This is a genomic window from Blastococcus sp. TF02-8 (genome assembly GCF_003319175.1).
Taxonomy (GTDB): domain Bacteria; phylum Actinomycetota; class Actinomycetes; order Mycobacteriales; family Geodermatophilaceae; genus Blastococcus.
Genome location: NZ_QOHK01000009.1, coordinates 57,074 through 82,361 on the forward strand (window position 1 = coordinate 57,074; position 25,288 = coordinate 82,361).

A 25,288-nucleotide genomic window follows, 5' to 3' on the forward strand; every position below is an offset into this window, starting at 1 on the left:
CCGGGCTCCCCGCCGTCCGCTCGGCTGCCGATACCGGAATCGTGAGCGCGCCCGAGCCCGAGAGATCGTCTCCGGCGCTGCGCGTGACGCGGGGCGGGGACCGTCGGGTCTACATGAGGCGGATGCGGACCGCGCACGCCGTGCTGTTGCTGTTCTTCGGCGTCGTGCTGGCCATCGGTCCGACGAGCGAGTTCGTCGTGGGGAATCACCAGCTGGCGGCGGCCATCGCCGGAACCGTCGTCGCCGGCACGCTGGTGGCGGCCGTCCGAGTCCTCCGGAGGGGGATCGTCGTGACGCCGGGCCGGGTGGTCGTTCGTGGTCTCTGCACGACCCGCCGTCTCGCCGCGGCGGAGGTCGCACGGTTCGACCCGCCGGTCCCGTACGGGAAGGCGTTCCGACGAGCCTCCCTGCGGATCGTGCTGGTCGACGGCCGGGTGCGCTACTGCGGTGCCTTCACCAACACGAAGCTGGACGGGGACGGCGTCGGGGTGGCGGAGTGCGCCGAGCTCAACAGGTGGCTCGCGCTCGACACCGGCTCCCCGGCCTCGGCGGCACCCCTTCCCGGCCGTCAGCCCGACCCGCTCCCGGTTCGGCTGGCCTGGTGGACCTGGCTCCTCCTGATCGGGGCCTTCACCTCTTTCTGCCTGGCCGGGGTGTTCCTGGAGATGACGGATCCCGCCTTCGGCGGCTGACGGGCCGATCGACCTCACCTGCGGCACACGGACCTCGCACTCGAGCGCGAGGTCCGCGTGCCGACGGCGAGGAGGGCGCCTCAGGAACGACAAGAGCGCCGGTACCCGCCTGGGCACCGGCGCTCTCGGCGTTCGGGGTGGGCTACGTCAGACGACGGCCATGTCCTTGATGGTCACCGGGATGTTCGGCGTGCCGTCGCCGGGGCCGTCGCTGCCCTGGACCCCGCCCGCACCGACCTTGTCGAGCACGGCGAGGCCGGCCTCGTCGATGGTGCCCACCACGGTGTACTGCGGGGGCAGCGTCACGTCGGTGAAGCAGAGGAAGAACTGGCTCCCGGTCGAGTTGGGTGCCTGCGTCTTCGCCATGGCGATCGTCCCGCGCGGGTAGGTCGTGTCCTGCGTGACCTCCTCGGCGTACTTGTACGACGGGCCGCCCGAGCCGGTGCCGGTCGGGTCGCCGCACTGCAGCAGCCCGAACTGCTCCTGCGTCACGAGGCGGTGGCACGGGGTGTTGTCGTAGAAGCCCTGGTCGGTCAGGTACACGAAGCTGGCCGCGGCACACGGCGCCTTGGCCCGGTCGAGGGTCAGGGTCAGGTCGCCCTGGTCGGTGGTCATCCGCACCGTGGCGGTGCCCTGGGTCGGGGTGGCCTCGGGGGTGGGCGGCGTGCCGACGTCCTTGAGGTTCGGGTTGCCGCTGTCGTCGGGCAGGTAGTCGCAGCTGACCGTGCCGTCGGGGTTGGTGGTGCGCGCGGCGGAGGAGGTGGCAGCCGGCGTCGACGAGCCCGCGGCCTGGTCCTCCTTCTCGTCGTCGTCGCCGCCGAGGACACCGGTGATCAGCAGGGCGGCACCGACGACCACGATCACGGCCAGCGCCGTCAGGAGCAGGCCCAGGTTGCGGCGGCGCTTCTTCGCCAGCTCGGCGCGGCGCTCCAGCTGGCGCTGCAGGTGGCGCTGCGCGGCCTGACGCCGCTGCTTGTTCGTGGGCACGGGTGCGACTCCTCGACGGGCGGATGCGCTGGTCGGGGAGCGAGTCTAGGTGGCGGCACTGGGCGTTCCCTGGCAGCACGGGGGGCGTCGGCGCACCCGCGTAACCTGCACGGGTGCTCATCCGCTCGTTCCCCGCCGGCGCGTTCGGCACCAACTGCTACGCCGTCGCCTCCGGGCCGGGGCAGGAGTGCGTCGTCGTCGACCCCGGCATGGACGCCGTGGAGCCCCTGGCGCAGATGCTGGCCGCGGACGGCCTCAAGCCGGTCGCGGTGGTGCTCACCCACGGCCACCTGGACCACACCTTCTCCGTGCTGCCTGTCTGCGACGGCTACGACATCCCGGCCTACCTGCACCCCCAGGACTCCGGGATGCTCAGCGACCCGGCCCGGTGGCACGGCCCGCAGCTGGCCCCGCTGATCACCGGCGTCCGGCTGCCCGACCCGTCCGACGTGAAGGCGCTGGACGACGGCGCCGTCCTGTCCCTGGCCGGCGTCGAGCTCACCGTCCGGCACGCGCCCGGGCACACGCAGGGGTCGGTGGTGTTCTCCCTGGACCTCGGAGAGGCCCCAGGGCTCCTCGCCGGTGACGTGCTGTTCGCCGGCTCCGTGGGCCGGGTCGACCTGCCGGGCGGGTCCTGGGACGACATGCTCCGCTCCCTGCGGGACGTCGTGCTGCCGCTGGACGACGAGACGGTGGTGCTCCCCGGACACGGCCCGGCGACGACGATCGGCCGCGAGCGCGCCACCAACCCGTACCTGGCCGAGGCGGCCTCCGCACCGAAGGGCCGTGGTCTCTAGATGTCCGGCATGACCGCCCCCAAGGGCACGTTCGACACGCTGCCGCCGGACTCCGCGCGGTTCCTCGCCGTCCGCGACACGCTGACCGCGCCGCTGCGCCGGGCGGGGTACGGCTACGTCGAGACCCCGGTGTTCGAGGACACCGCAGTCTTCTCCCGCGGGGTCGGTGAGTCCACCGACGTCGTGACCAAGGAGATGTACACCTTCTCCGACCGCGGTGGCCGCTCGCTGACGCTGCGCCCGGAGCTCACCGCCGGGCTCATGCGCGCCTTCATCGAGCACCGCCTGCACGACGGCGCGCTGCCGGTGAAGCTGTGGAGCGTCGGCTCGGCGTTCCGCTACGAGCGGCCGCAGGCCGGTCGCTACCGGCACTTCACCCAGGTCGACTGCGAGGCGCTGGGCACCGACGACCCGGCGCTGGACGCCGAGGTCGTGGCACTGGGCGTGCAGGGCTTCCGCGACCTCGGGCTCACCGACTTCGAGCTGCTGCTCACCTCGCTCGGTGACGAGACCTGCCGGCCGCAGTACCGCGAGCTGCTCGTGGCATTCCTCGCGAAGCTGGACCTCGACGAGGAGACCCGCCGCCGCGCCGAGATCAACCCGCTGCGGGTGCTCGACGACAAGCGGCCCGAGGTGCAGGCCCAGCTGGGCGACGCCCCGCTGATGGTCGACCACCTGTCGGACTCGACCAAGGCGCACTACGACGCCGTCCGCCAGCACCTCACCGACCTCGGCGTCAGCTGGACCGAGGCGCCGCGGCTGGTGCGCGGGCTGGACTACTACACGAAGACGACGTTCGAGTTCGTGCACCACGGCCTCGGGGCGCAGTCAGCCATCGGCGGCGGCGGGCGCTACGACGGCCTGTCCGCGGCGCTCGGCGGCCCGGACCTGTCGGGCATCGGCTACGCGGTCGGCGTGGACCGCACGATGCTCGCGGTGCAGGCCGAGGGGCTCGACGTCGGCGCGACCCCCGGGGTGCAGGCGTTCGTCGTCCCGCTGGGGGCGGAGGCCAAGCGGCTCGCCGTCCGGCTCGTGGGGCAGCTGCGCCAGGCCGGGGTGGCCGCCGACACCGTCTACGGGGACCGTGGCCTCAAGGGCTCCATGAAGGCCGCCGACCGCTCGGGCGCCTCGCACGTCGTCGTCATCGGCGAGCGGGACCTGGCCGAGGGAGTGGGGCAGGTCAAGGACCTGCGCACCGGCGAGCAGGTCGCGGTGCCGGTCGGGGAGCTGTTCGAGCGTCTTCGTGAAAGCGTGGGGGGATGAGCATGGAGCAGCGGCCGCTGGGGCGCACCGGCGCCGACGTCAGCGTGATCGGTCTGGGCACGTGGCAGCTGGGCGGTGACTGGGGCGACGTCTCCGAGGACGACGCCGCCGACGTCCTCGACGCCGCCCTCGACGCCGGCGTCACCCTGGTGGACACCGCCGACGTCTACGGCGACGGCCGCTCGGAGGAGCGGATCCGCAAGGCCCTCGCACCGCGAGCCGAGCGTCCGTTCGTGGCCACCAAGGCCGGCCGCCGCGCCGACCCGTTCGAGGCCGAGCAGTACACGCCCGAGAACCTGCGCGCCTGGATCGACCGGTCCCGTCGCAACCTCGGCGTCGACACCCTCGACCTGGTGCAGCTGCACTGCCCGCCGCCGGCGGTCTACTCCGACCAGCGGGTGTACGACGCGCTCGACTCGTTCGTCGCCGACGGCGCCATCGCCGCCTACGGCGTGAGCGTCGAGACCGTGCAGGAGGGGCTCACGGCGCTCGAGCACCCGGGTGTGGCCACCATCCAGGTCATCCTCAACATCTTCCGGCGCAAGCCGCTGGAGGAGCTGCTGCCCGCCGCGCAGCGCGCCGGCGTCGGCATCCTGGCCCGCGTGCCCCTCGCCAGCGGCCTCCTCACCGGCACGTACGACGAGTCGACGACGTTCCCCGCCGACGACCACCGGAACTTCAACCGCAACGGCGAGGCCTTCGACGTCGGCGAGACCTTCGCCGGGGTGCCGTTCGAGGTGGGAGTCGAGGCCGCCCGCGAGGTCGCCGCCGTCGCCGGCGACGTCTCCACCGCGGCGTTCGCGCTGCGCTGGGCGATCGACCAGCCCGGGGTCACCACCGTCATCCCGGGCGCTCGCAACGTCGAGCAGGTGCGGGGCAACGTCGCCGCCGCCTCGCTGCCGCCGCTCACCGACTCCCAGCTCTCCGACCTCGAGCGGCTGTACGACGAGCGCATCCGCGCCCACGTGCACGACCGCTGGTAACCGTCTTCCGGCCCACACCCCGCCGCCCTCTGAAAGGCTCCTCAGTTGCTTCGCACCCACGACGCCGGCGCCCTCCGCGCGTCCGACGCCGGTACCACCGTCACCCTCGCCGGCTGGGTCGCCCGCCGCCGCGACCACGGCGGCGTGGTCTTCCTCGACCTGCGCGACGCCTCCGGGTACGTGCAGGTCGTCGTCCGCGAGGAGGAGGCCCACCACCTGCGCAACGAGTACTGCGTGCTCGTCACCGGTGAGGTGCGCACCCGCCCGGCGGGCAACGAGAACCCGGAGCTGCCGACCGGCGAGATCGAGGTGGCGACGACGGAGCTCCGCGTGCTGTCCGCGTCGGCGCCCCTGCCCTTCCCGATCGAGACCGACCAGGCGGCGAGCGACGACGTCCGCTACAAGTACCGCTACCTGGACCTGCGCCGGCAGGGGCCGGCGAAGGCGATCCGGCTGCGGTCGGAGATCAGCCGGATCGCCCGCGGTGTGATGGCCGGGCACGGGTTCACCGAGGTCGAGACGCCGTCGCTGACCCGCTCGACCCCCGAGGGTGCGCGCGACTTCCTGGTGCCGGTCCGCCTGCAGCAGGGCAAGTGGTACGCGCTGCCGCAGTCACCGCAGCTGTTCAAGCAGCTGCTGATGATCGGCGGCCTGGAGCGCTACTACCAGATCGCGCGCTGCTTCCGGGACGAGGACTTCCGGGCCGACCGGCAGCCGGAGTTCACCCAGCTGGACTTCGAGATGAGCTTCGTCGAGCGCGACGACGTGCTCGCGATCGCCGAGGACGTCGTCCGTGCGTTGTGGCGGGAGCTGGCCTCCTACGAGGTGCCCGAGATCCCGCGGATGACCTACCGCGAGGCGATGGACCGCTTCGGCTCCGACAAGCCCGACCTGCGCTTCGGCATCGAGCTGACCGAGCTCACCGAGTACTTCGCGAACACCCCGTTCCGGGTGTTCCAGTCGCCCTACGTCGGCGCCGTCGTCATGCCCGGGGGTGGCTCGCAGCCGCGGCGCGCGTTCGACGCCTGGCAGGACTGGGCGAAGTCGCGCGGCGCCAAGGGCCTGGCCTACGTGACCATCGCCGAGGACGGCACGCTCGGCGGTCCGGTCTCCAAGAACATCTCCGACGCCGAGCGGGAGGGCCTGGTCGAGGCCGTGGGTGCCGCGCCGGGCGACTGCATCTTCTTCGCCGCCGGGCCCCGGCGGTCGGCGCAGGAACTGCTGGGCGCCGCCCGCAACGAGATCGCCAAGCGGCTCGACCTCATCGAGCCCGGCTCCTGGTCCTTCCTCTTCGTCGTCGACTTCCCGATGTTCGAGGAGACCGAGGACGGCGACTGGACCTTCATGCACCACCCCTTCACCTCGCCCACCCCCGAGTGGCGGGAGCGGTTCGCCGAGGACAAGGGTGCGGCGCTGTCCGACGCCTACGACATGGTGATCAACGGCAACGAGGTCATGAGCGGCTCGGTGCGCATCCACGACGCCGACCTGCAGGAACGCGTGTTCGAGACCCTCGGCATGTCGCGCGAGGAGGCCCGCGAGCGGTTCGGCTTCTTCCTCGAGGCCTTCGCCTACGGGCCGCCGCCGCACGCGGGCGCCGCGCTCGGCTGGGACCGGCTCTCGGCGCTGCTGAGCGGTGTCGAGTCGATCCGCGAGGTCATCGCCTTCCCGAAGACCGGCGCGGGATTCGACCCGCTGACCGGCGCACCGACGCCGATCACCGAGGCGCAGCGCAAGGAAGCGGGCATCGACGCCACGCCCGAGGAGCCGGCACTCCCGGGCGAGCCGGGTGCCCCCGGCGCCTCCGACCCGACGAAGGGCCAGCCCGGCTCGTAGGGTGCGGGCATGCCGTTGCGTGCCCGCACCCTGCTCGGTCCCGGCCCGTCGAACCCCTACCCGGAGGCCACCGCCGCGCTCGGCCTCCCGCTGCTCGGGCACCTCGACCCGCTCTTCCTGCAGGTGCTGGACGAGACCTCCGACCGGCTGCGCCAGGTGTTCGGGACGGCGAACCGGCGCACCCTGCCGCTGTCGGCCACGGGCTCCGCGGGCATGGAGGCGGCGTTCGTCAACACCGTCGGTCCGGGCGACGTCGTCGTCGTCGCGGTGAACGGGCTGTTCGGGCAGCGGATGACCGATGTCGCCGCCCGGTGCGGTGCCGAGGTGGTCGCCGTCGAGCACGAGTGGGGCGAGCCGGTCGACGCCGAGCGGGTCCTGGCCGCGCACCCGTCGCCGAAGCTGATCGCCGCCGTGCACGCGGAGACCTCCACCGGCGTGCGGTCGGACCTGGAGCCGCTGGCCGCCGGCAAGGGTGACGCCCTGCTGCTCGCCGACTGCGTGACCTCGCTGGGTGGCATCCCGGTGCGGCTCGACGACTGGGGCGTGGACCTCGCCTACTCGGGCTCGCAGAAGTGCCTCGGCGTCCCGCCGGGACTGGCGCCGTTCACCATCTCCGACCGCGCCTGGGAGCGCCGGATCGAGAAGCCGCAGAGCTGGTACCTCGACCTGGGCATGCTCGGCGGGTACGCGGGTGAGGCGGCCGGGTCGGGTGGCCGTACCTACCACCACACCGCGCCGACCGGGATGGTCGTGTCACTGCACGCCGGGCTCGGCCGGATCCTCGAGGAGGGCCTCGACGCCGTGCACGCCCGGCACGCCGAGGCCGGCCGGCTGCTGCACGAGGGCCTGCAGGCGATGGGACTGGAGCTCTTCGCCGCGGAGGGCTCGCGGCTGCCGGAGCTGACCACGGTGAAGGTCCCCGAGGGTGTCGACTCCGCGGCCGTGCGCACGGAGCTGCTGGAGCGCTTCGACCTGGAGCTCGGGGCGGGAGCGGGCGCCTACGCCTCGACGGTGTGGCGGATCGGCCTGATGGGACCGAACGCCTCGCCGGCGAAGGTGGCGCTGGTGCTCGGCGCGCTGGAGGACGTCCTCGGCCGCTGAGCGCACGGATCGCTCCGGCCCGACGGTATCCCTCCGCCGCCAGTGCCGGGGTGGCGTACTCCTGACCGGGCGGTGGACGGATCGGTCATCCCGGCGGCCGCAGGGCTCGGGCAGTCTCGCAGCGGACCCGAGGAGGACGCATGACCACCACCCCGTACTGGATCGCGGGCCGGCCGGCGACCGGCACCGACGTGCTGGAGGTCCGCTCGCCGTTCGACGGCGCGCTCGCCGGCCGGACGACGAACGCCACCGCGGAGGACGTCGAGGCCGCGGTCGCCGCTGCCGACGGTGCCCGGGCCGCGTGCGCCGCCGCCCCCGCGCACGTGCGCGCCGCCGCCCTGGACCACGTCTCGCGCCGGCTCGCCGAGCGGAGCGAGGAGATCGCCGCGCTGATCACCGCGGAGTCGGGGAAGCCGCTGAAGTGGGCCCGGCTCGAGGTCGCCCGCGCGGTCTCGACGTTCCGCTGGGGAGCGGAGGAGGCGCGCCGCTGGTCGGGCAGTCTTCAGCGGCTGGACACCGATCCCGCCGCGACCGGCCGCATGGCGCTGGTCCGCCGTGTGCCCCGCGGGCCGGTGCTCGGGATCGCCCCCTTCAACTTCCCGCTCAACCTGGTGGCGCACAAGGTCGCGCCCGCGATCGCGGCCGGCGCCCCGATCGTGCTCAAGCCGGCGCCGGCCACGCCGCTCAGCGCCCTGCTGCTCGGGGAGATCCTGGCCGAGACCGAGCTCCCGGCCGGTGCCTGGTCGGTGCTGCCCGTGCCGAACGAGGTGGCCGCCGAGCTGGTCCGCGACCCGCGGCTGCCGGTCGTCTCCTTCACCGGCTCGGTGCCGGTCGGCTGGTCGATCCGTGAGTCGGTGCCGCGCAAGCACGTCACCCTCGAGCTGGGCGGCAACGCGGCGGCCGTCGTCGCCCCGGACCAGGACGAGGCGGCCCTGGACCGGGCGGCCGCCAGGATCGCGACCTTCGCGATGTACCAGGCCGGCCAGTCGTGCATCTCGGTGCAGCGGGTGCTGGCCCACCGCGACGTGGCCGAGGCGCTGACCCGTCGGGTGGTCGATGCCGTGGGCGAGCTGGTCACCGGGGACCCGACCGACGCCGCCACCGATGTCGGCCCGCTGATCGACGAGGCGGCTGCCCGTCGGGTGGAGAGCTGGGTGGAGGAGGCGGTGGCCGCGGGTGCGACCGTCCTCACGGGGGGCACCCGGGACGGCGCGTCCTACGCACCGACCGTGCTCACCGGCGTGCCGGCCGACGCGAAGGTCAGCTGCGAGGAGGTCTTCGGTCCCGTCGTCGTCCTGGACGTGGTCGACTCCGTCGACGAGGCGTTCGACCGGGTCAACGCCAGCCGCTTCGGCCTGCAGGCCGGCGTGTTCACCAGCGATCTCCAGCTGGCCTTCCGTGCCGCCCAGGTGCTCGAGGTCGGGGGAGTGGTGATCGGCGACGTGCCGAGCTTCCGCGCCGACCAGATGCCCTACGGCGGGGTCAAGGACTCCGGTACCGGCCGGGAGGGTGTGCACGCGGCCATGGAGGACCTGACCGAGGAGCGCGTGCTCGTGCTCACCGGCGTCGCCGTCTGAGAGCTCCCCGGCCGCACCTGACGATCTCGGGCGGCTGGGATGCAGCGAGGCCCCGATCCGATCGGATCGGGGCCTCGTCGCGTCGGCGGTCAGCTCTCGATGTTGGCCATGACGTGCTTGATGCGGGTGTAGTCCTCCAGGCCGTAGGAGGAGAGGTCCTTGCCGTAGCCGGAGTGCTTGAAGCCGCCGTGCGGCATCTCGGCGACCAGCGGGATGTGGGTGTTGATCCACACGCAGCCGAAGTCCAGGCGCTTGCTCATCCGCATGGCCCGGCCGAAGTCCCGGGTCCACACGCTGGACGCCAGCCCCAGGTCCACACCATTGGCCCAGCGCACCGCCTCGTCCTCGTCGCTGAAGCGCTGCACGGTGATGACCGGGCCGAAGATCTCCCGCTGCACCATCTCGTCGTCCTGGCGCAGGCCGGCCACGACGGTGGGCTCGACGAAGAAGCCGCGGTCGCCCTGGCGGGAACCGCCGGCGGTGACCTCGGCGTGCGACGGGGCCCGGTCGAGGAAGCCGGTGACGTGGGCCAACTGGTTGGCGTTGTTCACCGGCGGCACCATGGCGTCCTCGTCACCGGCCCCGTTGGCGAAGGTCGTGGCGGTGTTCCGGGCCTGCTCGCTCAGGGCGGCGACGAAGTCGTCGTGGATGCCCGGCGCCACGAGCACCCGTGAGGCGGCCGTGCAGTCCTGACCGGCGTTGAAGTACCCGGCCACGGCGATCGCCTCGGCGGCCGCCGCGACGTCGGCGTCGTCGAAGACGACGACCGGCGCCTTGCCGCCCAGCTCCAGGTGCACGCGCTTGACGTCCTTGGCCGCTGCGCCGGCGACCTCCATGCCCGCGCGCACCGACCCGGTGATGGCCACCAGCTGGGGCGTCGGGTGCTCCACGAGCGCCCGACCGGTGTCGCGGTCGCCGCAGACGACGTTGAGGACCCCCGCGGGGAAGATGTCGGCGGCCAGCTCCGCCAGTCGCAGCGTCGTCACCGGGGTGGTGTCCGACGGCTTGAGGACGACGGTGTTGCCCGCCGCCAGCGCGGGGGCGATCTTCCAGACCGCCATCATCATCGGGTAGTTCCACGGGGTCACCTGCCCGACGACGCCGATGGGCTCGCGCCGCACCCAGCTCGTGTGCCCGGCCATGTACTCGGCCGCGGCCTTGCCCTCCAACGTGCGGGCCGCTCCGGCGAAGAACCGGATCTGGTCGACCATCGGCGGGATCTCCTCCGACGAGGTCAGCCCGATCGGCTTGCCGGTGTTGCGGCTCTCCAGGGCCACCAGCTCCTCGGCGTGCTCCTCGACCGCGTCGGCGAGCCGCAGGAGCGCCTGCTGCCGCTCCGACGGGGTGGTGTCCCGCCAGGTCTCGAACGCGCTCGCGGCCGCCCGGTAGGCGCGGTCGACGTCCTCGGCGCCGGAGACCGGCGCGGAGCCGAACACCTCGCCGGTGGACGGGTCGACCAGGTCCATCCGGCGGCCCTCGACGGTGTCGACGTGCTCACCGCCCACGAAGTTGCGCAGCTGGGCGTCGTCGCTCACCGGTTGGTCCTCTCGTCGTGCATCCCCGGACGTCCCGGGCCGCTGATCCAGTGGTCATGGTCAGGGGCGACCGCCGTTATGTCCAGCCTCAACCCCGATGACGACGGAATCCTCAGCGAACCGGTGGGTGCAGTGCCAGCCACAGCTCGGCACGGACGCCGGGGGAGTCCAGGTCGCGGCCCAGCAGCTCCTCGGCCCGGCGGATCCGCTTGCGCAGCGTGTGCCGGTGGATGCCCAGGCGGGCGGCGGCCGGCTCCCACTGGCCGTGCGCGCCCAGCCACACCCGCAGCGACTCGACCAGGTCACCGGGGCCGGCCCGGTCGGCGGCCGCCAGCGGTGCGAGTGCCGCCTCGGCGAACGCGGCGGTCGCCGAGGCGTCGAGCAGGGCGGCGAGACCGCGCCCGGCCAGGTCGGCGAAGTCGGTGGCGGCCAGCCCGGCGGCGCGAGCGTGCCCGGCCGCCTGGCGGGCCTGGCGGACACCGTCGGCCAGCCGTGCCCACGGCACCGGCGGCCCGCTCCCGACGACGGCGCCGGGCACCCGGCTCGGCAGCGTGGAGAGGCGGTCGGCGAGGGGCCCGTCGCCGGGGACCAGGACGACGAGGGCGTCGCCGTCCTCGGCGGACAGGCAGGGCTGGCCGACGTCGGCGGCCGCATCGGCGGTGACGTCGACGGCCGCCGCCCGCTGCTCGGGGCTGCCCAGCACCGCGAGTGCCCGCACCGGGGCGTCGGGCAACCGCTCGCCGAGCGCCGCCACGACCGGGGCGGCCTCATCCGTCCGGCCGGCGAGCAGCAGGCGGAGGATCGCCGCCCGCAGCGCCGCGGTGCCGCTGTCCAGCGCGCGCGACTGCTCCAGCCGTAGGGTGAGCAGCAGCGCCGCCACGTTGACCACGTGCCGGTCCTCCGGGGCGAAGGGCGCCGGCCGGCCGACGGCCAGGAACCCGCGCACCCGCGTGCCGGTGCCCAGCGACTGGAGGAGCACCGTCTCGTGGGGCTGGGTGAGGGCGGCACCCGCCGGGGGGCGGGCCGTGCGCAGCCGGTCGACCGCGGCGGAGAGGGCGGCGGCGCGGCTCCGGGCCGCCGGGGGTGCCGCCTCCAGCGGCGTCCCGGAGGCGTCGAGCAGGACCGCCCACCCGTCCAGGTGCCGCGCCAGCCGGCCGACGACCCCGCTGGAGGAGCCGGGCGCGACGGCGGCCCGCGTCAGCTCGCGCTGCACGGCCGCGGTCCGGGCGACCGCCGCGTACTCCTCGGCCGCCAGTGCGCTGGAGACGGCGCGGGACAGGGCGATGAACGGCGTCTGCCGCGGGACCTCGAGGACGGCGAGACCGTGCTCCTGGGCCGTGGCGACCAGGGCTGCGGGCACCTCGGCGTGGCTGAGGCCGGTGCCCAGCCCCAGCCCCACGACGCCGGCTGCGGCCAGGCGACGGACGTACGCGGCGGTGTCCTCGGGCGTCAGTGCCAGCCCGGTGGTGAGCAGCAGCTCGCCGCCCTCCAGGAACGGAGCAGGATCGGCCAGCTCGCTGACGTGCACCCAGGAGACCGGTCGGTCGACCGGCGCGGTACGGGTGTGCAGCTCCAGTCCCAGCGAGGTGGTGCCCAGCAGGGTCGCGACGGTGACCGGCACGGGGATCCTCTCGACGAATCGGACACCCCGGTGCAGCCGGCGTGCCGTTTCGGACATTACCGACCTGCCGGTGCTCCCCGGACCCTGAACGGGCGAGGACCTCCCCCGTCGGGGGACGCCGCCCCAGAGGAGACAGCGATGACCGACCTGCTCACCGGCCCCGAGCCCGTCGTCCAGGAGCGCCGCCTGCGTACCGAGGTGCCCGGGCCCCGGTCCCGCGAGCTGGCTTCCCGGCGGGCCGCCGCCGTCACCGGCGCCGTGGGCAGCGTGCTGCCGGTCTACGTGGAGCGTGCCGCGGGTGGCGTGGTGGTCGACGTCGACGGCAACTCCTTCATCGACCTCGGGTCGGGCATCGCCGTCACCAACGTCGGTCATGCCGCCCCGGAGGTCGTCGCCGCCGTCCAGGCGCAGGCCGCCTCCTTCCTGCACACCTGCTTCATGGTCGGGCCGTACGAGGGCTACGTGGCCGTCGCCGAGGAGCTGGGCCGGCTCACCCCGGGTGACCACGAGAAGCGCTCGGCACTGTTCAACTCCGGGGCCGAGGCCGTGGAGAACGCCGTCAAGGTGGCCCGGGTGGCCACCGGTCGTTCCGCGGTCGTGGTGTTCGACCACGCCTACCACGGCCGCACCAACCTCACGATGGCGCTGACCGCCAAGAACATGCCGTACAAGAACGGTTTCGGCCCGTTCGCCGGCGAGGTCTACCGGGTGCCGATGTCCTACCCGTACCGCGACCAGCCCGGCCTGACCGGTGAGCAGGCCGCCGCGCGCGCGTTCTCGCTCATCGAGACCCAGATCGGCGCGCACAACGTCGCCGCGGTGCTGATCGAGCCGATCCAGGGCGAGGGCGGCTTCGTCGTCCCGGCCCCGGGATTCCTGCCGGCCCTGGCCGACTGGTGCCGGCGGTCGGGCGCGGTCTTCATCGCCGACGAGGTGCAGACCGGCTTCTGCCGCACCGGTGCGTGGTTCGCCTCGGAGCACGAGGGCGTCGTGCCCGACCTCATCACCACCGCGAAGGGCATCGCCGCTGGAATGCCGCTGGCCGGCCTCACCGGGCGCGCCGAGCTCATGGACGCCGTGCACTCCGGTGGGCTGGGTGGCACGTACGGCGGCAACCCGGTGTCCTGTGCCGCCGCACTGGCCAGCATCCGCGTGATGCAGGAGCAGGACCTGAACGCGGCCGCCCGCGCGATCGAGGCGACCATGCTGCCCCGGCTGCGCGCCCTGCAGGAGCGCACCGGCGTCATCGGCGACATCCGTGGCCGCGGCGCCATGCTGGCCGTCGAGGTGGTGCGGCCCGGCACCGACGAGCCCGACGCCGCCCTGACCGCCGCCGTCTCCAGGGCCTGCCACGCCGAGGGGGTCATCACGCTGACCGCCGGCACGTTCGGCAACGTGCTGCGGTTCCTGCCGCCGCTGGTGATCGGCCAGGACCTGCTCACCGAGGCGCTCGACGTGCTGGACGCGGCCTTCGACGCGCACGTCCCGGTGACGTGAGCGCGCCGGCGACCGACGCTGTTCGCCGGCTGACGCTCCGCCCGGACGGTCCGGTCGGCGAAGGGCGGGTGGCCGGGGTGGTCACGTGGCCCTCCACCCGGCCGCTGCTCGCGGACCTGGTGCCGGTCTTCGACCGGCTGGGCGTCCGGGTGGCCGACGCCGTCGCCGTCACCGCGGACGACGGCCGGCCGGCCACCCGCCTGGACCTGCTCCTGCCGTCCGGCGCCGTGGCCGAGGCCGCGCTGCCCCGCATGGAGCAGGCGCTGGCCGCCGCGTGGGCGGGGGAGACGGAGATCGACCGGCTCTCCCGGCTGACCGTCGGCGCGGGGATGGCCGTCCAGGACGTCGACGTGCTGCGCGCCGCCTGCCGGTACCTCGCCCAGGTGGGGTTGGGGCTGTCCCGGGGGTACGTCGAGGAGACGGTGCTGGCCGCCCCGGACTTCGCCCGGGCGCTGCTGGCGCACTTCGCGGCCCGGCACGACCCCGACGCCGCCGACCCCACCGCTGCCGCGTCGGCGGCAGGGCACCTCGCCGAGTTGCTCGGCCGGACGACGAGCCTGGACCAGGACCGGATCCTGCGCGGTCTGCGGGACGTGCTCGCCGCGGTCGTGCGCACCAACCGGTACCAGACGGGCCCGGACGGGACGCCGCGGCCGGCACTCGCGCTCAAGATCGCCTCGGCGGGCCTGGACCTGCTGCCGGCACCGCGACCGGAGATCGAGACCTTCGTGTGCTCCCCGCACATGGAGGGACTGCACCTGCGCGGTGCCCGGGTCGCCCGGGGCGGGCTGCGCTGGTCCGAGCGGCCGGAGGACTTCCGCACCGAGGTGCTCGGGCTGGTCAAGGCGCAGAAGGTGAAGAACGCGCTGATCGTTCCGGCCGGCGCCAAGGGCGCCTTCGTGGTGCGTCGCGACCTGCGCGGCCTGGACCGGGCGACGGTCGCGCAGGAGGTCTCCGGGGCCTACCGCGCCTTCGTGGGCGCGCTGCTGGACGTGACCGACGACCGCCGGGGGGAGGACGTCGTCCATCCGGCACGCACCGTGGTGCACGACGGGCCGGACCCCTACCTGGTGGTGGCCGCGGACAAGGGGACGGCAACCTTCTCCGACCTGGCCAACGAGGTGGCGCAGCGGCGCGGCTTCTGGCTCGGCGACGCCTTCGCCTCCGGTGGGTCCAGCGGCTACGACCACAAGGCCATGGGGATCACCGCGCGCGGGGCCTGGGTCTCGGTCCGCCGGCACCTGCGGGAGCTCGGCATCGACCCGGACGGGCCGCTCACGGCCGTGGGCATCGGCGACATGTCCGGCGACGTCTTCGGCAACGGCATGCTCCTCTCGGAGGGGCTGCGGCTGGTGGCCGCCTTCGACCACCGGCACGTCTTCCTCGACCCGGACCCGGACCCGGTGCGCTCGGCGGCCGAGCGCCGGCGGTTGTCCGCCCTCCCCGGCTCCTCCTGGGACGACTACGACCGGGCGGCCCTGTCCCCGGGCGGGGGCGTCCACCGGCGGGACGCCAAGAGCGTGCCGCTGCCGCCCCAGGTGCGGCAGCTCCTCGACGTCGACGCCGAGGAGCTGTCCCCGGCCGAGTTGGTCAGGGCGGTCCTCCGGGCACCGGTGGACCTGCTCTGGAACGGCGGGATCGGCACCTACGTGCGCGCCGCCGACGAGACCGACGCGCAGGTGGGCGACCGGGCCAACGATGCCGTCCGCATCACCTCCGGTGAGCTGCGCTGCCGGGTCGTCGGCGAGGGCGGCAACCTGGGCCTGACCCAGCGCGCCCGGATCGCCGCGGCGCGAGCCGGTGTCGCCCTGAACACCGACTTCATCGACAACTCGGCGGGGGTGGACACCTCCGACCGGGAGGTGAACCTCAAGATCGCACTGTCCGGGGTACCGCGGGCCGAGCGCGACGCGGTGCTGCGCGCGGTGGAGGACGACGTGGCCCGCGCGGTGCTGGCGGACAACGCGCTGCAGGCTCGTGCCCTGTCGGTCTGCGCGGCGCAGGCGCCGTTCCTGCTGGACCGGCACGCCCAGCTGATCGGCGACCTCGAGCGCCACGGCCTGGACCGCGACCTGGAGCAGCTGCCGTCGGAGGCGGAGGTCGAACGGCTGCGCCAGGCCGGCGCCGGGCTGACCCGCCCGGAGGCGGCGGTGCTCCTGGCGCACTCCAAGAACCTGGTGCGCGAGGAGCTGCTGGCCTCGGACCTGCCCGACGACCCCTCGCTGGCCGGCGTGCTGTCCGACTACTTCCCGCGGGCGGTGCGCGAGCGCTGGCCCGAGCGGGTGACGGCCCACCCGCTGGCCCGGGAGATCACCGCGACGCAGCTGGCCAACGACCTGGTGAACCGTGTAGGGCCGGGCTTCCTGCTCCGGCTGGAGGAGCGGCACGGCGTGGGGACGGCGGTCGCCGCCCGGGCGTACACCGTGGCCACCCGGGTCCTCGACCTGGACGCCGTGTGGGCACTGGTCGGCGGGCTGTCGGGGAGCGAGGTCCCGCTGGAGGTCGAGCGCCTGGCGCTGCCGGAGCTGCAGGCGGCGACCGAGCGGGTGGCCGACCGGCTGCTGCGCACGCACCCGGTTCCGGACGCGCTGAGCGGGATCGCCCCCGAGCTCGCCGCCGTCGCCGCGGAGCTGGACCCGGCGGCCTGGCTGGACGCCGACGGGCTCGCGGGCGACCGCGCCCGCGAGCTCCGGGACCGGCTGTCAGCCGCGGGGGCCGATCCCGGGCTCGCCGCCCGGGTCGCCGTGCTGGCTCCGCGCGCGGACGTCGTCGACCTGGCGGCCGTGGCCCGCGCGACCGGGGTGGCCGTCGGCCGGGTGGTCGCGGCCGACGCCGCCGTCGGGGCGCTGCTGGCCCTGCCGCGGATGCGGGGGTGGACCGCGGAGGAGGTCGGCCTCTCGCACTGGGGCGTCGCCGCCCGGGCCGCGCTGCGCGACGAGACCGACCAGCTGCGCTGGGCTCTCGTGGCCGCGCTGCTGCGGCACGCCGACGGGGACGCCACCGCCTTCGCGGAGCGGCACGCCGAGGCGCTGGGTCGCTTCGCCGCCGTCCTCGAGCAGGCCGACGGCGCCCGCGGCGACGTCCTCGGCCGCGCGTGCGTGGTGACGGCGGAGCTGCGACGACTGGTGCGGAGCGTGGGCTGAGCCGCGGAGCGGCTCCCCCGGAAGGAGGGCGCCGGGCTCCTGACGTGGTCGTTACGATGCGGGAGCCCGGAGCCGCCGGGTCGACGCGACCCAGGCGGGAGAACCGGGTGACCATCCGTCGGCAGTTCGTGCTCGACGACGTCTCGCGGGCGATCATCGAGCAGTTGCAGGAGGACGGTCGCCGTCCCTACGCCCGGATCGCCGCGGCCGTCGGGTTGTCCGAGGCCGCCGTCCGGCAGCGGGTGCAGCGCCTGCTCGACGCCGGCGTCATGCAGATCGTCGGCGTCACCGACCCGCTGCAGGTCGGCTTCTCCCGGCAGGCGATGGTCGGCGTGCGGACCAGCGGCGACGCGCGGGTCGCGGCCGAGCGGATCGCGGACTTCGGCGAGGTCGACTACGTCGTGATCACCGCCGGGTCGGTCGACCTGCTGGTGGAGGTGGTGTGCGAGGACGATGACCAGCTGCTGGACGTCGTCGCGCGCATCCGTGCCGTCGACGGGGTGGAGTCCACCGAGACCCACCTGTACCTGGGTCTGGCCAAGCAGACCTACGCCTGGGGCACCCGGGACCCGCAGCGCCCCGCGCCCGCCGACGCGGGGCTGTGACGCTCAGCCGCGCTTGAGCGCCAGCCCGCCGAGGCCGCGCACGGCGGCCAGCAGGAGGCCGGCCGCCGCGAGTGCACCCGCGACCGGCGCGACCCACGTGGTCAGGCCGGTCCCCGCGTGCCCGGAGTGCCCGGCGAGCTCCGGCGGGTGTGCGGCGAGCATCGCCGTCGTCAGCACGACGTGCGCCGCCCACGCGGCCCGCCCCGGCCGGCGGAACAGGTGTACCGCGCACAGCAGGCAGACCCCGACCAGCAGGGCCCTCGGTGCGGTGCCGGGACCCGGCACCGCACCGAGCAGCAGCCCGTGCAGGGTGGCGCACCCCGCTGCGGCTCCCGCCGCGGTCCGGGCGAGGAACCGCGGCGCGGCCGCCGGACCGAGCGGCTCCATCAGTGGCAGCGGCCCGGGGCCGGCGGCACGTCGAGCGCGGGGTTCCGATCGAAGAAGCCGACCGGCTTGAGCTCGAAGGACACCACGTCCACGGGCATGACCGGCCAGTCCTCCGGCCGCGGGACGTGGTGGATGCCGAAGACGTGCCAGAGGACGACGTCGGTGTCGACCAGCGGCCGGTCGGCCTTCTGCCACTCCGGCAGGCCCTCGTCGCGGCGGCTCTGGTTGCAGAACTCGCCCGCGGGCCAGCGCTCCTCCTCGTCGAACCGGCTCACCCACACCGGGTGGTCGATGACCTGCGCCCGCTGGCGGAACGGCGCATCGGGGTGGGCCATCGACGGCAGCGCGGAGCTGGGGTAGAGCTTGAAGCCCGGCGCCGTGCCCAGCCGGTTGGGCTTGGTCCGGTTGACCACCTTGAAGGAGCGCTGGGTGGCGAAGTCGACGTCCAGCCGCCCTTCGGCCTCCGACTCCACCGGCCGGCTGCGGGTGACCACTGCCAGGCCGTGCGGGTTCTCCGCCGAGACCGGCAGTGCCTCGCTCTCGGTGACCACGACCGTGTTCTCCGGGCCGTCGACCTCCATGTCCAGCCGCGCCACGATGAAGTGCTGGTGGATCGGGGCGTAGGTGCGCTCGTCGACGACCGTGCCGTAGGGCGGGGCCTCGCCCTCGAAGGCGCTGGTCACCATGATCCCGGTGGCCCGGACCTCGCACTGGATGGTGCCGTCCTGGTAGAAGCGCCAGTAGGTCAGGTACTCGTAGTTGGCCACCGTGGCGTGGAAGGACACCACCATCCGCCGCGATCGGCGCACCTCCGACCCGGCCTGCTCGTCGACGTGCTTCCACAGCACGCCGTCGTCCTCCTCGTGCAGGCAGATGGCGTTCTCGATCGTGTAGGGCTCGCCGCGGGTGTCGTGCAGGACGGCGTCGACGTAGGTGATGTCGCCCAGGCAGTCGCAACCGAGCTTGAGCGACGTCGTCATGAAGCCCAGACCCCACTCGCCGGCGTCGAAGGCGGTGCGCCGGTGGTGGTCGGGGCTCGGGTCGCGGTAGGGCACGACCATCTCGGCGAACGACATGCGGTGGGCGACCGGCCGTCCGTCGTACTCCAGCCGGTGGATGACCAGGCCCTCGCGGTAGTTGAAGCCCAGCCGCATCGTCCACTTCTGCCAGCGCAGCTCGTGGCCGTCGAGGGCGAAGGAGACGCCCTCCGGCTGCATGATCTCCAGCGCCTTGACGTCGGTGCGCTGCTGCAGCCCCGGCACCAGCGACGGCACGTACTCGCCCATCACCGGCGCCTCCGCCGGCGGCGCGGTGTCCTCGATCTGGAGCAGCTCCATGCTGTTGAGGTCGACGACGAAGTGCAGGCCCATCACCGGGTTGGCGTAGGGGTTGGCGTCCGGCGCCGCGCGGCGCCACACGTCGGTCCAGCCGACCCGGCGGTCCTGGAAACCCTGCGGGATCAGCGAGTGGCCGTAGGCCCAGGTGTCGATCAGCACGAGGTCGAGGTCGGTGATGCCGCGCTTCGCCAGCGCGGCGACGACGTCGGGGTGCCGGATGAGCGCCTCGTGCGCCTCGTGCCACTCGTCGACGGTCATGTTGGCCTGCTGGCCCGGCACCGCCTCCCAGGAGACGACCCCTCCCTCCGCGTCCTGGCCGTCGGGGAGCGAGACGACCGCCTTGTAGGGGATGCCCTCGTCGCGGCTCCACGCCGTCACCCGGGCCTCGCGGCGGATGGGGTCGCCCGGACGGAACCCGCGGACGACGTCCTTGGCCGGCTCGCGCAGCTCGATGGCGGCGAAGCGCCAGCGCTCGTCCACCCCGCGGTCGCGCCGCAGGATGGACGCCGCGGCGCGGAACTCCTCGGCCGAGAGCGGATCCAGCGGGTGCGGGGTGCCGGGGGGCGCGGACGTGCCGGCGGAGCCGACGGAGCTGTGGCACGAGGGCGCGGGATCGGTCATGAGGGGTTCTCCGGGGTGGGGTCGGGGCGGTTCGCGAGCAGGGGGAGGGACGGGTCCCAGCGGGTGCCGTCCCGGGCGTCGCGACGGCGGCGGGCGATCGCCGACAGCGCCTCCAGGACGACCCGGTTGGCCAGGGCCGCGGTGATGTCGGCGTGGTCGTAGGGCGGGCTGACCTCGACGACGTCGACGCCGACCACCGGCAGCTCCAGGCAGATGCGGCGCACCGAGTCGAGCAGCTGCCGGGCGGTGAGCCCGCCCGGCTCGGGTGTGCCGGTGCCCGGCGCGTGCCCGGGATCGCAGACGTCGATGTCCACGGACAGGAAGACGCCCTCGCACTCGTCGGTCGCGATGCCGAACGCCTCGGTCAGGCACTCGTCCAGCCCGCGGTGGACGATCTCGGTCATCTCGTAGGAGCGCATCCGCTGCTCGGCCATCCAGTCCAGCGTCTCCGGCGGCGGCCAGTAGCCGCGGAGCCCGATCTGGAGGAAGCGGTCGCCGCGCAGGGCTCCGGACTCGATGAGCCGGCGCATCGGCTGACCGTGGCCCCACAGGGAGCCGAACTCGATGTCGCCGGTGTCGGCGTGGGCGTCGAAGTGGATCATCGACACCCGGCCGTGCCCGAGGGCGTTGGCCACGCCCTTGGCGTCGGCGAAGGCGATGGAGTGATCGCCGCCGAGAACCACCGGGATGGCCCCGGCGCGGGTGACGGTCTCGACCGCCGCCTCGAGCGCCGGAAGGGCGGTCTCGATGTCGCCGGAGTACATCTCGACATCGCCGGCGTCGACGACGCGCAGGTCGCGCAGGCCGTCGGTGCGCAGCGCCAGGCTGGGCCGGGAGCCGTCATGGGCCAGGTAGTCGGTCATGCGGATCGCCTGTGGGCCGAAACGTGTGCCTGGCCGGTGCGAGGTGCCACCGTCGAACGGAGCACCCAGCACGACGACGTCGGCGTCGGCGAAGGTGGCCGGGTCGTCCAGGTCGCAGCGGTCGATCCCCAGGTAGGTGATGTCGGGCCCGTACTGGGAGCCGTAGCGCGTCATCGTCGGCGTCCGATCGGTCGTTCGGTCACGGTCTCGTGCTGTCCGGCCCACGCTCACATGGCCGCCGACGACGGAATCCGTCGCGGAGCCGCAATCTAGATGACGTATCCGTCGGCCAGCAAGCGTCCGATGACACTTCCCGCCGCGCCGGTTCCCCGACAGCGGTAGGGGGACGCCGGTCGGGCGACGCATCCGGCCGTGTCCACCGCAGGGCGATGTCGTGCGGGGACACGCGACCGAAACAGTTGTCGTACATCCTCGGCGCGTCGGTATCCGCCACGCCAACCGTGCCGGACTGTCGATGCCGTCGACGGTCGGTGTACGGGACGGAGTCTTCCCCCGTCGAGGGCTGACTGGCTGGCTTCACGTGACCCGGGACACAGCCCGGCATCGATGCGCGCCGGCGCGGCGCGGCGAGGAGGACCGCATGACCCTGGACCAGGGTGCTCCCGCGGGGAGCACCGACCTGCGGGCCAAGGGCCTGTCCACGAATTCCGTAGGGCTGCTCGCCAGCGTCGTCCTCGGCGTCTCCAGCATCGCGCCCGTGTACGCGCTCACCGCGACGCTCGGCCCGACGGTGACCGAGGTCGGGCTGCAGATGCCGGCGGTCTTCCTGGCCGGTTTCCTCCCGATGCTGCTGGTGGCCTACGCCTACCGGGAGCTCAACAAGGTCGCGCCCGACTGCGGGACCTCGTTCACCTGGACGACCAAGGCGTTCAACCCCTACATCGGCTGGCTGGCCGGCTGGGGCGCGCTGCTGGCGACCGTGATCGTGCTGTCCAACCTGGCCGGCATCGCCGTCGAGTTCTTCTACCTGCTGCTCGGTGAGATCACCGGCTCGGAGACCGTGGGCGCACTGGGCGACAACACCCTGGTGCACGTCCTCACCTGCGTCGCCTTCATCGCCCTGGCCACGTGGGTCACCTACCGCGGGGTCGAGGCGACCAAGCGGGTCCAGTACGTGCTGGTCGGCTTCCAGATGCTGGTGCTGGCCGTGTTCGCCGTGCTCGCGCTCACCAAGGCCGGTTCGGCGCCCGGTGGCATCCCCTTCGAGCTCTCCTGGCTGGACCCGACCGCCATCACCTCGTTCAGCGCCTTCACCGCCGGCCTGTCGCTGTCCCTGTTCATCTACTGGGGCTGGGACACCTGCCTGACCGTGAACGAGGAGACCGCGGGCAGCGACCGCACACCGGGCCGTGCCGCCCTGGTCACCATGCTGGTCATCATCGTCACCTACGTCGGCGTGGCGATCGCCGTGCAGATGTACGCAGGCATCGGCACCGAGGGCACAGGGCTCGGCAACCCCGACACCGGTGACAACGTCTTCGCCGCGCTGGCCGGGCCGGTGCTCGGCCCGGGTCTGGCCTTCCTGTTGTTCCTCGCCGTCGTGGCCAGCTCCGCGTCCTCGCTGCAGACGACGTTCCTGCCGACCACCCGGACGATGCTGGCGATGGCCGTCTACGGCGCCCTGCCCAAGCGGCTGGCCGACGTGCACCCGCGCTTCCTGGCGCCCTCGACGGCCACCCTGGTCGCCGGCGCCGCCACCGCGGTGTTCTACGTCGGGATGACGCTGATCAGCGAGAACGTCCTGATCGACACGATCTACGCGCTCGGGCTGATGATCTGCTTCTACTACGGGCTCACCGCGTTCGCCTGCGTGTGGTACTTCCGCCACGAGCTGCGGCGCAGCGCCCGGGACCTGGTCTTCAAGGGTCTGTTCCCGCTGCTGGGCGGGCTGATGCTCGCGGCCGTGTTCGTGCAGACGGCGATCGACACCCTGGACCCGGCCTACGGGAGCGGTTCCTCGGTGTTCGGCATCGGCAGCGTGTTCGTCATCGGCATCGGCCTGCTGGTCGCCGGTGCCATCTTCATGCTCGTCTGGCGGGCCAGGCACCCGGCGTTCTTCCGGGGCGAGACGCTCCGGCAGGACACTCCGGCGCTGGTCTTCGACGAGTGAGCCGGTCGCCGGCAGGTGTGGGTCCCCACCTGCCGGCGGCCGCTCCACCCGGCCGTCAGCTCAGGCAGCGCCCAGCCGGGCCAGCTGGCCGGGGGAGAGGGTGAGGTCCGCGGCGGCGGCCGAGTCGAGGATCGAGGCGGCCCGGGAGGCGCCGGGGATCGGCACGACGACGTCGCTCTGCGCCAGGTGCCACGCCAGCGCGACCTGGAACACCGAGACCCCGATCTCGTCGGCGACCTCCGCGAACGCGGGTGCGGTCGCGCCGAGCGACCCGGCCGCGCCGACCCCGCCGAAGGGGCTCCACGGCAGGAAGGCGAGCCCGTGCGCGGCGCAGTGGGCGAGCTCGTCGGCCGAGGAGCGCCAGCCCGGCGAGAACTGGTTCTGCACGCTGACCAGCGAGTCGCCGATGATCGCGCGCGCGGCGTCGATCTGCGCGATGTCGGCGTTCGAGATGCCGACCATGCGCACCAGCCCGTCGTCGGCCAGCTGCCGCAGGGCGCCCATGGAGTCCTCCCACGGGGTCGCCGGGTCCGGCCGGTGGAACTGGTACAGCCCGATCGCGTCCACCCCGAGCCGGCGCAGCGACGCCTCGCAGGCCCGGCGCAGGTAGGCCGGGGACCCGTCCAGCTCCCAGTCGGTGCCGCGGCGGGTGTGCCCGCCCTTCGTCGCCACCAGCACGTCGGCCTGCCCGTAGGAGGAGAGCGCCCGCGCCACCAGCGACTCGTTGTGCCCGAACTCGGCCTCGTCGCGGGCGTAGGCGTCGGCGGTGTCGATCAGCGTGACCCCGGCGTCCAGGGCCGCGTGCACCACGCCCACGGCCTCGTCCTCGGACGGGCGGGGGTCCTTGGTGGACAGGGGCATCGCCCCCAGCCCGACCGCGCTGACCGATGCGTTCCCGATGCGTCGCTGCTCCATGAAGGAGGTCGTGCCCCGCGGGTAGCGTTCCGACCCGTGACTTCGCTGTTCGACGCTCCCGAGGACGACGGCCCTGCCGCGGTCGACCCGGGGGCGCCGCTGGCGGTGCGGATGCGGCCGCGCTCGCTGGAGGAGGTCGTCGGCCAGCAGCACCTGCTCGGGGACCGCGCCCCGCTGCGCCGGCTGGTCGAGTCCGACGAGCCCATGTCCCTGGTGCTCTACGGCCCGCCGGGAACGGGGAAGACCACGCTGGCGCACGTCATCTCGCTGGCGACCAAGCGGCAGTTCGTGCAGCTCTCCGCGCTGGACTCCGGCGTCAAGGAGGTGCGGGCGGTCATCTCCAGCGCCAAGCGGGAGCTGACCTACGCCGGCCGCCGCACGGTGCTCTTCATCGACGAGGTCCACCGCTTCTCCAAGACCCAGCAGGACAGCCTGCTCTCCGCGGTCGAGGACCGGATCGTCAGCCTGATCGCCGCCACCACCGAGAACCCCTTCTTCTCGGTGGTCAGCCCGCTGCTCTCCCGCAGCCTCGTGCTCGCCCTCCAGCCGCTCACCGACGACGACGTCCGCACCCTGCTGCGCCGCGCGCTGGCCAGCGAGCGCGGTCTGGACGGCGGGTTCACGCTGACCGCGGAGGCCGAGGAGCACCTGGTGCGCATCGCGGGCGGCGACGGGCGCAAGTCGCTGACCGCCCTGGAATCCGGCGCGGGGGCGGCGAAGGCGGTGGGCGCGACCGAGATCGACCTGGCCACCCTGGAGACCGCCGTCGCCCAGGCCGCGGTGCGGTACGACCGCCAGGGCGACATGCACTACGACGTCGCCAGTGCGCTGATCAAGTCGATCAGGGGTAGCGACGTCGACGCCGCGATGCACTACCTGGCCCGCATGGTGGAGGCGGGGGAGGACCCGAGGTTCATCGCCCGCCGGCTGGTCATCTCCGCCAGCGAGGACATCGGGATGGCCGACCCGACCTCGCTGCAGGTGGCGGTGGCCGCGATGCAGGCGGTGCAGTTCATCGGCATGCCCGAGGGGCACTTCCCGCTGGCCCAGGCCGTCGTCCACCTGGCCACGGCTCCGAAGTCCAACGCGGTCACGCTGGCGATGAGCGAGTCGGTGGCCGACGTCCGGGCGGGGCTGGCCGGCCCCGTCCCGCCGGGGCTGCGCGACGCGCACTACGCCGGGGCGAAGAAGCTCGGCCACGGCAGGACCTACGTCTACCCGCACGCCCATCCCGACGGCGTGGTGCCGCAGCAGTACCCCCCGGACGCGCTCGTCGGCAAGGACTACTACCGGCCGACCAACCGCGGCGTCGAGGCGCGGCTGGGGGAGCGGCTGGCCAAGCTGCGGGCGATCATCCGGCGCACCCGCGCCCGCGACTAGTGTGACGAGGCCGGACT

General features: G+C 73.7%; 19 protein-coding genes. 12 read left to right on the top strand and 7 right to left on the bottom strand.

The genetic code is table 11. The annotated features are described in order from the left end of the window. Positions 1-113: 113 nt before the first annotated feature. Positions 114-692: a hypothetical protein gene (locus tag DQ237_RS16405; protein WP_147251841.1), complete on the top strand. Its 579-nt coding sequence runs from the start codon at positions 114-116 to the stop codon at positions 690-692. 147 nt (positions 693-839) lie between these two features. Here DQ237_RS16405 and DQ237_RS16410 read toward each other — a convergent pair whose 3' ends face one another. Further along, positions 840-1,679 (bottom strand): peptidylprolyl isomerase, encoded by an 840-nt coding sequence (locus DQ237_RS16410; protein ID WP_113801213.1) that lies wholly within the window; start codon positions 1,677-1,679, stop codon positions 840-842. Between the two features lie 113 nt (positions 1,680-1,792). On the opposite strand from DQ237_RS16410, the gene DQ237_RS16415 reads away from it, so the two are divergent. The 6 genes from DQ237_RS16415 (at position 1,793) to DQ237_RS16440 (ending at position 9,236) form a co-directional block, all read left to right on the top strand. Then, a complete protein-coding gene (locus DQ237_RS16415) occupies positions 1,793-2,476 on the top strand; it encodes an MBL fold metallo-hydrolase (protein WP_113801214.1) in 684 nt (227 codons plus the stop codon). A gap of 9 nt (positions 2,477-2,485) precedes the next feature. Beyond that, positions 2,486-3,739 carry a histidine--tRNA ligase gene (hisS, locus tag DQ237_RS16420; RefSeq protein WP_240619689.1) on the top strand — a complete coding sequence of 418 codons (1,254 nt, stop codon included), beginning with the start codon at positions 2,486-2,488 and terminating at the stop codon, positions 3,737-3,739. Continuing rightward, a complete protein-coding gene (locus DQ237_RS16425) occupies positions 3,736-4,722 on the top strand; it encodes an aldo/keto reductase (protein WP_240619690.1) in 987 nt (328 codons plus the stop codon). The genes hisS and DQ237_RS16425 overlap by 4 nt, the downstream gene beginning before the upstream one ends. Before the next feature lie 45 nt (positions 4,723-4,767). Further along, positions 4,768-6,558, top strand: coding sequence for an aspartate--tRNA ligase (gene aspS, locus DQ237_RS16430; protein WP_113801217.1), 1,791 nt, complete (start codon positions 4,768-4,770; stop codon positions 6,556-6,558). Between the two features lie 9 nt (positions 6,559-6,567). Then, positions 6,568-7,659, top strand: coding sequence for an alanine--glyoxylate aminotransferase family protein (locus DQ237_RS16435; RefSeq protein WP_113801218.1), 1,092 nt, complete (start codon positions 6,568-6,570; stop codon positions 7,657-7,659). A gap of 140 nt (positions 7,660-7,799) precedes the next feature. Continuing rightward, positions 7,800-9,236 (top strand): aldehyde dehydrogenase family protein, encoded by a 1,437-nt coding sequence (locus DQ237_RS16440; RefSeq protein WP_113801219.1) that lies wholly within the window; start codon positions 7,800-7,802, stop codon positions 9,234-9,236. An 89-nt stretch (positions 9,237-9,325) separates the two neighbouring features. Here DQ237_RS16440 and DQ237_RS16445 read toward each other — a convergent pair whose 3' ends face one another. Both DQ237_RS16445 and DQ237_RS16450 read right to left on the bottom strand, forming a co-directional pair. After that, complete coding sequence (locus DQ237_RS16445; protein WP_113801220.1) at positions 9,326-10,771, bottom strand: gamma-aminobutyraldehyde dehydrogenase; 1,446 nt, start codon at positions 10,769-10,771, stop codon at positions 9,326-9,328. A gap of 112 nt (positions 10,772-10,883) precedes the next feature. Further along, entirely contained in the window at positions 10,884-12,392 is a 1,509-nt protein-coding gene (locus DQ237_RS16450) for a PucR family transcriptional regulator (protein ID WP_205730254.1), read from the bottom strand. 138 nt (positions 12,393-12,530) lie between these two features. Between DQ237_RS16450 and gabT the strand changes: the two genes are divergently transcribed. The 3 genes from gabT to DQ237_RS16465 all read left to right on the top strand — a co-directional run bounded on the left by gabT (position 12,531) and on the right by DQ237_RS16465 (position 17,637). Next, entirely contained in the window at positions 12,531-13,889 is a 1,359-nt protein-coding gene (gene gabT, locus DQ237_RS16455; protein ID WP_113801222.1) for a 4-aminobutyrate--2-oxoglutarate transaminase, read from the top strand. A gap of 77 nt (positions 13,890-13,966) precedes the next feature. Continuing rightward, positions 13,967-17,032 (top strand): NAD-glutamate dehydrogenase domain-containing protein, encoded by a 3,066-nt coding sequence (locus DQ237_RS16460; protein WP_205730255.1) that lies wholly within the window; start codon positions 13,967-13,969, stop codon positions 17,030-17,032. A 107-nt stretch (positions 17,033-17,139) separates the two neighbouring features. Beyond that, complete coding sequence (locus DQ237_RS16465; RefSeq protein ID WP_113801224.1) at positions 17,140-17,637, top strand: Lrp/AsnC family transcriptional regulator; 498 nt, start codon at positions 17,140-17,142, stop codon at positions 17,635-17,637. A 3-nt stretch (positions 17,638-17,640) separates the two neighbouring features. Here DQ237_RS16465 and DQ237_RS16470 read toward each other — a convergent pair whose 3' ends face one another. From DQ237_RS16470 to speB, 3 genes are read right to left on the bottom strand one after another with little or no spacing between them, the layout of a single operon-like run. Beyond that, positions 17,641-18,024 carry a hypothetical protein gene (locus DQ237_RS16470; protein WP_113801225.1) on the bottom strand — a complete coding sequence of 128 codons (384 nt, stop codon included), beginning with the start codon at positions 18,022-18,024 and terminating at the stop codon, positions 17,641-17,643. Beyond that, positions 18,024-19,982 carry a primary-amine oxidase gene (locus DQ237_RS16475; RefSeq protein WP_113801226.1) on the bottom strand — a complete coding sequence of 653 codons (1,959 nt, stop codon included), beginning with the start codon at positions 19,980-19,982 and terminating at the stop codon, positions 18,024-18,026. Before DQ237_RS16475 ends, DQ237_RS16470 begins: the two co-directional genes overlap by 1 nt. Next, the gene (gene speB, locus DQ237_RS16480) at positions 19,979-21,019 is read right to left on the bottom strand and encodes an agmatinase (protein ID WP_113801227.1); all 1,041 of its coding nucleotides are present in this window, start codon (positions 21,017-21,019) and stop codon (positions 19,979-19,981) included. The genes DQ237_RS16475 and speB overlap by 4 nt, the downstream gene beginning before the upstream one ends. Before the next feature lie 427 nt (positions 21,020-21,446). Here speB and DQ237_RS16485 point away from each other — a divergent pair, with 427 nt between their 5' ends. After that, a complete protein-coding gene (locus DQ237_RS16485) occupies positions 21,447-22,976 on the top strand; it encodes an APC family permease (protein WP_113801228.1) in 1,530 nt (509 codons plus the stop codon). A gap of 60 nt (positions 22,977-23,036) precedes the next feature. On the opposite strand, the gene DQ237_RS16490 is transcribed toward DQ237_RS16485, so the two are convergent. Continuing rightward, positions 23,037-23,891 carry an aldo/keto reductase gene (locus tag DQ237_RS16490; protein WP_113801270.1) on the bottom strand — a complete coding sequence of 285 codons (855 nt, stop codon included), beginning with the start codon at positions 23,889-23,891 and terminating at the stop codon, positions 23,037-23,039. 36 nt (positions 23,892-23,927) lie between these two features. Here DQ237_RS16490 and DQ237_RS16495 point away from each other — a divergent pair, with 36 nt between their 5' ends. Beyond that, the gene (locus DQ237_RS16495; RefSeq protein WP_113801229.1) at positions 23,928-25,271 is read left to right on the top strand and encodes a replication-associated recombination protein A; all 1,344 of its coding nucleotides are present in this window, start codon (positions 23,928-23,930) and stop codon (positions 25,269-25,271) included. The last annotated feature ends 17 nt before the right edge of the window (positions 25,272-25,288 follow it).

Excerpts from the sequence above, each read along its gene's own strand:
- DQ237_RS16405 (WP_147251841.1), top strand. The coding sequence starts at position 114 with ATGAGGCGGATGCGGACCGCGCACGCCGTGCTGTTGCTGTTCTTCGGC.
- hisS (WP_240619689.1), top strand. The coding sequence starts at position 2,486 with ATGACCGCCCCCAAGGGCACGTTCGACACGCTGCCGCCGGACTCCGCG.
- speB (WP_113801227.1), bottom strand. The coding sequence starts at position 21,019 with ATGACGCGCTACGGCTCCCAGTACGGGCCCGACATCACCTACCTGGGG.
- DQ237_RS16435 (WP_113801218.1), top strand. The coding sequence starts at position 6,568 with ATGCCGTTGCGTGCCCGCACCCTGCTCGGTCCCGGCCCGTCGAACCCC.
- DQ237_RS16475 (WP_113801226.1), bottom strand. The coding sequence starts at position 19,982 with ATGACCGATCCCGCGCCCTCGTGCCACAGCTCCGTCGGCTCCGCCGGC.
- DQ237_RS16485 (WP_113801228.1), top strand. The coding sequence starts at position 21,447 with ATGACCCTGGACCAGGGTGCTCCCGCGGGGAGCACCGACCTGCGGGCC.
- DQ237_RS16470 (WP_113801225.1), bottom strand. The coding sequence starts at position 18,024 with ATGGAGCCGCTCGGTCCGGCGGCCGCGCCGCGGTTCCTCGCCCGGACC.
- gabT (WP_113801222.1), top strand. The coding sequence starts at position 12,531 with ATGACCGACCTGCTCACCGGCCCCGAGCCCGTCGTCCAGGAGCGCCGC.
- DQ237_RS16490 (WP_113801270.1), bottom strand. The coding sequence starts at position 23,891 with ATGGAGCAGCGACGCATCGGGAACGCATCGGTCAGCGCGGTCGGGCTG.
- DQ237_RS16425 (WP_240619690.1), top strand. The coding sequence starts at position 3,736 with ATGAGCATGGAGCAGCGGCCGCTGGGGCGCACCGGCGCCGACGTCAGC.
- DQ237_RS16440 (WP_113801219.1), top strand. The coding sequence starts at position 7,800 with ATGACCACCACCCCGTACTGGATCGCGGGCCGGCCGGCGACCGGCACC.